The sequence below is a fragment of the uncultured Arcanobacterium sp. genome (genome assembly GCF_947253055.1).
In the GTDB taxonomy this organism is placed as follows: domain Bacteria; phylum Actinomycetota; class Actinomycetes; order Actinomycetales; family Actinomycetaceae; genus Arcanobacterium_A.
The window spans coordinates 1-6,087 of sequence record NZ_CAMXYE010000081.1; the positions used below are offsets into that span (position 1 = coordinate 1).

General features: G+C 46.2%; 8 protein-coding genes. All 8 read right to left on the bottom strand.

The window, feature by feature from the left end; all coding sequences use genetic code 11:
• Window positions 1–61 precede the first annotated feature (61 nt).
• Complete coding sequence (gene gmk / locus Q0X35_RS05725; protein WP_297566429.1) at window positions 62–646, bottom strand: guanylate kinase; 585 nt, start codon at window positions 644–646, stop codon at window positions 62–64.
• A 129-nt stretch (window positions 647–775) separates the two neighbouring features.
• Window positions 776–1,756, bottom strand: coding sequence for a DUF5692 family protein (locus tag Q0X35_RS05730; protein WP_297566431.1), 981 nt, complete (start codon window positions 1,754–1,756; stop codon window positions 776–778).
• A gap of 38 nt (window positions 1,757–1,794) precedes the next feature.
• Window positions 1,795–2,403 (bottom strand): TetR/AcrR family transcriptional regulator, encoded by a 609-nt coding sequence (locus Q0X35_RS05735; RefSeq protein ID WP_297566432.1) that lies wholly within the window; start codon window positions 2,401–2,403, stop codon window positions 1,795–1,797.
• Window positions 2,404–2,641: 238 nt separating this feature from the next.
• A complete protein-coding gene (mihF, locus tag Q0X35_RS05740) occupies window positions 2,642–2,953 on the bottom strand; it encodes an integration host factor, actinobacterial type (protein ID WP_297566434.1) in 312 nt (103 codons plus the stop codon).
• 210 nt (window positions 2,954–3,163) lie between these two features.
• Entirely contained in the window at window positions 3,164–3,730 is a 567-nt protein-coding gene (locus tag Q0X35_RS05745) for a transcription antitermination protein NusB (protein ID WP_297566436.1), read from the bottom strand.
• A 20-nt stretch (window positions 3,731–3,750) separates the two neighbouring features.
• Window positions 3,751–4,308, bottom strand: coding sequence for an elongation factor P (gene efp, locus Q0X35_RS05750; RefSeq protein ID WP_297566438.1), 558 nt, complete (start codon window positions 4,306–4,308; stop codon window positions 3,751–3,753).
• Between the two features lie 150 nt (window positions 4,309–4,458).
• Window positions 4,459–5,043, bottom strand: coding sequence for a hypothetical protein (locus tag Q0X35_RS05755; protein WP_297566440.1), 585 nt, complete (start codon window positions 5,041–5,043; stop codon window positions 4,459–4,461).
• Window positions 5,040–6,087: 3-dehydroquinate synthase (gene aroB / locus Q0X35_RS05760; RefSeq protein ID WP_297566442.1), on the bottom strand; the 1,048-nt coding region annotated here is incomplete at its 5' end. The genes aroB and Q0X35_RS05755, both read right to left, overlap by 4 nt.

The following is a 6,087-nucleotide window of genomic DNA, read 5'->3' on the forward strand; positions in this document are numbered from 1 at the left end:
ATTAGGGCTAGTTCCAAACATTCATACCTCACAAGTAATTATTAATTCTGCACGGACATTTTCAGCTATGCACTGCTTTATTATACTCGCAGTTATTTATGATATGTAGAATCTTGCTGGTGGCATTAGCCACTGAGTCATTTATTACTACGTAATCAAATTCATCTTGCGCAGCTAGTTCTGTTTTGGCAGTAGCGAGCCGAATTTTTTGCTCTGCCGCATCTTCCGTACCGCGCCCCCGCAGTCTTTTTTTGAGTTCTTCCCAGGAAGGTGGAGCGAGGAAAATTTGCACCGCTTGCGGTAGGGATTTTCGCACCTGGCGCGCTCCTCCTAAATCAATTTCCAGAATCACATCCTGCCCACTGGCGAGGGCTTTGGTGACAGGCGGGCGGGGCGTGCCGTAGTAATGCCCGTGCACTTTAGCCCACTCCAGCATTTCACCACTGGTGACTAGCTCCAAAAAGTGCTTTTCATCTACGAAATAGTAGTCTTTGCCGTCTACTTCTCCGGGCCGCGGCTGGCGGGTAGTGGCAGATATAGAAAGCCACACCTTATCGATTTTCTTCAGTAATTCTTTTAATACTGTATCTTTGCCAACAGCGGTCGGTCCGCAAAGCACAAATGCTCGCCCTGTCTGCTCACCCATGACTCTATTTTTTGTATATAAGAAAAGGAAGTCAAATTTATTCAGAAAATTACCTATAAAAAGATTTCTTAAGAGACCGGGCGGTCAAAACTTAGTCTTGACCGCCCGGCATAATTATTACCTATTTACTTAGGCATCTTCGCGCCGCGCCATCGCCTTATCGAAATCGCGCGTACCTACGAATACTTCCTGCTTGTACGGATTTACGCCCAGCTTCTTGGCGCGGTAAATCACGTAACCAATCGCTAATACATTAGCCAGCAAGGCCACTATAGAAACGGTTAGGTTTACATTCGGGTTGTTCACCGAATCGGTAGAGAATACGGAGTAATCCTGGAACATGGGGAATACTTGCGCAAACATACACCAGAGCGCCAGAGTATTGGCGCGGTTCTGGATCCAGCCGCCTTTATTCCAAAACGCATTGGCCACTGTCGGTGCGAGAAGTAACGCCACACCGCAGTACCAAGCGTGCGTCGGCAGGCAGTTATAGGTGTAGCAGAAGTTCCACAAATCATAAGATATGATGAACACCCAAGTCATATCGGGCCAGAGCATATCCTTCTTCCCTTTCGAAGAATAGATTCCCCACCAACCGGTCATGACGAAGATATTGATCAATCCCGCCGTGCCGTTGAATACATTGTGCCAACCGCCGTAGAGAGTTACTCCCTCGGTTGATATCCAAGTGGTATTCCAGGCGCGGACGGCAGATTCGAAATCAGAAACTACTGCAATCAGAATATTGATAGCTACGATTACGAAGGGGAAGGCTTTGAACCAATCTACATTTCCGAGCTTCCCCCACTTGTACTTCAGCACCATGAAGCCGATGCATCCAGCAGTAGCTGCATAGAGCTTTGCATAGTGGAACCAAGAACCCATATGGATATAGGTCGGGTTGTTGAGCGCCCATTCTGCCCCCATAGCTCCCCCGATATTAATAGCGAGGAAGTAGACGGTGAGAATTGCCGGAATTACCAAGAAGCAAGTAATTCCACCGAATCGACTGCGGCGAGCGAACTCATTAGCGGCGATTAATCCGCAGAATACGAGTATCCAGCCGAGCCACTGATAGGCGGCGGTATCTCCATATACATTGAACAGCATTGTTCAGCCTTTCTCTATTTAACTATTAAAATTTTTACTTAAAGAACTTTGTCGCGGAGGTGAAGCGGAATATGGGGTTCGATATGCAGGGTTTGGGCTGCTATTTGCTTAATGGCGGAATTAGGGAGCTCAGGCCGCCGCCGAATCAAGGCAATCAACCCAGTCAGCAGCATATAGAAAGTTTCTTCTACATACTCAATATCTACCTCATGCTTACGTGCATAATCACGCACCGTAGTTTGGGAAATATATTTTGCTATCCGAGCGGCGGTGCGATCAGAAAATTTTAAGTACAGTTCGGCATTTGCACTAGCCGTCAAGCTGCTTGTAAAAGGACCATCTTCATTGACGATACGCCGCATTAATTTGGTGGCTTCGTCTAGCGCTCCATTAATATCGCCGGGTTGGCGTTTCTTATTCCAATCTTGCAGTTCGGATAAGAACGCGTCGATTGTATGATCGAGTACTGCTTCTACTGCAGCATCTTTAGAAGGAAAATAATGGTAGAAAAGAGAACGGCTCACTCCGCAGCGCGAAGTTATAGAAGAAATATTAGTCTCGGTGACGCCGCAAGAAATAATTTCCGCGCGGGTGGCTTCCAGCAGCATCCGGCGTGTATCTTTAGGTGTTGATACTTTTTTCTCCACAGTTTCCCTCCTTAAGATGAAAATAAAACCTAATTGACAGTGCGTCAACGATTGAGGAGAAAATATTTCGACACTTTAGGAAGGAACGTCAGGAAGCATTACCCGTTAGGATAAAAGTCCCAAAAAGTGTTTTGTAGGTAGTGAATCTGCAGAAGCACATAAAAATAACCTGGGCTCAGACAGCACAGTCTGAGCCCAGGTAGTAGTTTAAAGCAAAATGTAGGAAACTACGGAAAAATTATCCGAACATTTCTACGAGCGCTTTGGCCTGATTCGGCCCTAAGCCAGCTACGCGGCGCGATTCGGAGATACCGACTTTAGCCATAATTGCTTCCGCTTTTGCTTGGCCGATTCCTGGTACCGACATTAGCAGAGCCGAAACCTTCAGTTTGCCAGCTATATCATCTTTCTTTCCGCGTGTAAGCACATCGGAAACTTTAATATCGCCAGCTTTTAGCTGTTTCTTTAGTTCTGCACGCTCACGGCGTACTAAAGCTGCTTTCTCTAATGCAGCCTGCCGCTGTTCGGCGGTAAGAGTAGGCAGAGCCATGTAGTTTCCTCCTAAGTAGTTCCAATAGGTTCAACTTGGATAATACTCCTATAATGCGGAAAAGTTCACTATTTTCCGAAAATTCCGCCATTTTGTTGCGAAAATGCGTGTTTTAGCAATTAATAATGCTTAAAATGCGCAAATTTGTAAGATTTTTTAGTTCGAAAACGGCGGGAATAGGAATTTCACCGATTTTTAGCGGAACGAGAATTAGAATTCCGGAATTTCTGGAGAAGCGGCGGAAATCTGCGCAGAATTTTCCGCTAAAGTATCTTCCGCAAGAATTTCCGCATCTAATTCACTCAAATCAGCAATCGTATTGCCAGCGCCGGCAGTTTCTCCAGCATAAATATCGGCAATTTTATTTAGCACTCCCATATTAAAAGGCACGGCAGCGTCAGTAGAAAAATCTCGGGTCAAATTAGCGATTTCGGTGGCTACTACGGCGATTTCTCCATCTAAAAACATCAATTCAGCTGCGCCGATACGCAGTAAATTTCTATCTACAGTAGTCATGCGCGAAAGAGCCCAATTTGGAGAAGCCGCATCAATCATTGAGTCGATATTATCGGCCCATTCTCCGTATGCATTGACTATCGCTTGCCCATATTCGCCAATTGGTACTTGGGCAGTAGATAACTGCGTACGCTGCGCCAGCAAATCAGTAATGGAATTTGCGGGGATGCCTTTTATATCAGCTTCAAATAGCACATCTAAGGCGCGTTGACGCTGCAGCGAACGTCCTTTGCGTTTCTTATTACGGCGTTTTTTATCCACTTCTCCGTATCGCTCTCCGTTTAAGCGCGGTTTATATATTCTCCAGTTCGCGTATCTACCTTGATTTTGGTGCCAGACTCAATGAAAAGCGGTACCTGAATATCGTATCCAGTTTCTAGAGTAGCAGGCTTGGTGCCGGCATTTGAGCGATCCCCTTGTAGACCTGGTTCGGTATGGGTGATTTCCAAAACTACCGAGGCCGGCAGCTCTACAAAAAGCACCGTGCCTTCATGCATAGCGACAATTACATCCTGATTTTCGAGCAAGAATTTTTTGCTCTCCCCGAGGATGCTGCCCGCAATAGGCAGCTGCTCGTAGGTCTCGCCGTCCATAAAAATAAAATCTTCCCCGTCATTGTACAGGTACTGCATATCGCGGCGATCTACCGTAGCAGTTTCTACCTTTACCCCGGCGTTAAAAGTTTTATCGATATTTTTATTGGTGAGTACATTCTTTAATTTAGTGCGCACAAAAGCAGGGCCTTTACCCGGTTTTACATGCTGGAACTCCACGACCTGCCAAAGTTGATTATCAATCTTTAGCACCATTCCGTTTTTTAAATCATTAGTGGTAGCCATGCAATCCTCACTTAGATGAACTCTTAATAAACAAAAACAACGCTATTAGGATAGCTGATAGCAAGCCTTGATAGGGCAAGATTTAAAGAACTGAGTGCTGGTTAACTTCTTTTTGCTCAGATACAGGCTTAGCGGAGCAGAATCAGCTTCTTAGCTATTTTCTAACTGCAGCTGCTGCCAAATTTGTGCTGCGGCTATTTCGGGAGTGGTATCGCTGGTATCGAAACTAAAATTCGCAATTTCTTGATAGTAATTTTGCCGTTCGCCATAGAGGAGGCGCAGTTCTCGCCGCAGCAAAATAAAGGCACTACGCTGGCCAATTAATTCTTTCCGCACCACCAATTTACTGAGATTTGCCGTCAAATTAATTACCGTAAAATCGCTACTGCCTAAGGTATCCACTAATTTTTGGCGTTTTTCGGCCAGAATCTTCTCTAGCTTTTCAGTAGTTTTACTGTTGCTATCAGCCCCGAGAGGAAAAAATATTCCGGCGGGAAGCGCAATTACCAGTGAAACGCCGGACGGAGGAAAATCAGCTTGCAGCGCTTCCCATATTTCCAGCTGTGCTAACTGTAATTTTCCTGCTTCCCCGTCCAATATCAGCTCCGCAGCATCTATTCCCCACTCTGCCACTAACTGATCAATATCTGCGGCTTGTACCCCGTATTTCTGTAGCGAATACGCTAAGGCGGATTTTCCCGTCCCCGGAGCTCCAATTAAAATAATTTTTTTCATGCGATTCCAATGGCTTGAAAAGCTCCATCTAGAAGAGCTGAATCTGGATTTTCCAATATACGCGGCCGCCCAATATCTTCTAAAACTACAAAACGCAGCTGTTGGTGCCGCACTTTCTTATCAACTTGCATAAGAGTAAGCAGTTCTGCTTTTTTCGCTCCTTTATACGAAACCGGAAGGCCTGCGGCCGCAAAAGCATCGCGATGCAATTCAGTAAAACCAGAAGGCGCTATGCCACTCAATTCTGCTAAAGCGGCAGCAAATACACATCCAATAGCTACTGCTTCTCCGTGCCGGCAGGTATAAGAAGTAGCTTTCTCTAGGGCATGGGCGAAGGTATGGCCATAGTTAAGCACTATTCGCCCTCCGTTTTCTTGCAGGTCATTATCCACAATCTGCAGCTTTACTTTTATTGCTGCTCCCACTATCTCAGCCAAAGCAGGCGAAGTAGAAGTGAAAAGATTAGTGCCGTGTGTAGCCAATAATTCGAGAATATGTCTATCGGCAATAAATCCGCATTTAATTATTTCTCCCATTCCAGATTTCCACTCGGCAGGGGGTAAAGAATCTAGAGCGGCTAAATCACAGTAGACTCCGCGTGGATTAGTGAAACTACCGACGAGGTTTTTTCCACTCTGGGTATTAATGGCAGTTTTTCCTCCAATGGCGGCGTCGACCATTCCCAACAAGGTCGTGGGCACATTGATATTTGCTACCCCGCGAAGCCAAGTAGCAGCGAAGAAACCTCCCAAATCGGTGACGCTTCCACCTCCCAACGAAATCACTACTCCATCTCGGCCGAGATGATTACTTCCTGCTAGCTCCCAGCCTTGTAAAAGAGTGGAAATATCTTTTGCGGCTTCCCCGCGCGGAACTTCCCAGAGGGCGGTGGGTTGCGCTCCCACGCGCAAAGCTGCGCAAATTTTTTCGGCAGGGCGGGCAGTATCGGGAGAATGTAGCACTAATGCAGCGGCATACTTTTGCCCGTGGGCGGTAATTTGCGCTTGCAGATTTCTGCCGATTATCACCTCATAGGGATTTACC

Bases quoted from the DNA above. Each gene is read 5' to 3' on its own strand.
- gmk (WP_297566429.1), bottom strand. From the start codon at position 646: ATGGGTGAGCAGACAGGGCGAGCATTTGTGCTTTGCGGACCGACCGCT.
- Q0X35_RS05730 (WP_297566431.1), bottom strand. From the start codon at position 1,756: ATGCTGTTCAATGTATATGGAGATACCGCCGCCTATCAGTGGCTCGGC.
- mihF (WP_297566434.1), bottom strand. From the start codon at position 2,953: ATGGCTCTGCCTACTCTTACCGCCGAACAGCGGCAGGCTGCATTAGAG.
- efp (WP_297566438.1), bottom strand. From the start codon at position 4,308: ATGGCTACCACTAATGATTTAAAAAACGGAATGGTGCTAAAGATTGAT.
- Q0X35_RS05755 (WP_297566440.1), bottom strand. From the start codon at position 5,043: ATGAAAAAAATTATTTTAATTGGAGCTCCGGGGACGGGAAAATCCGCC.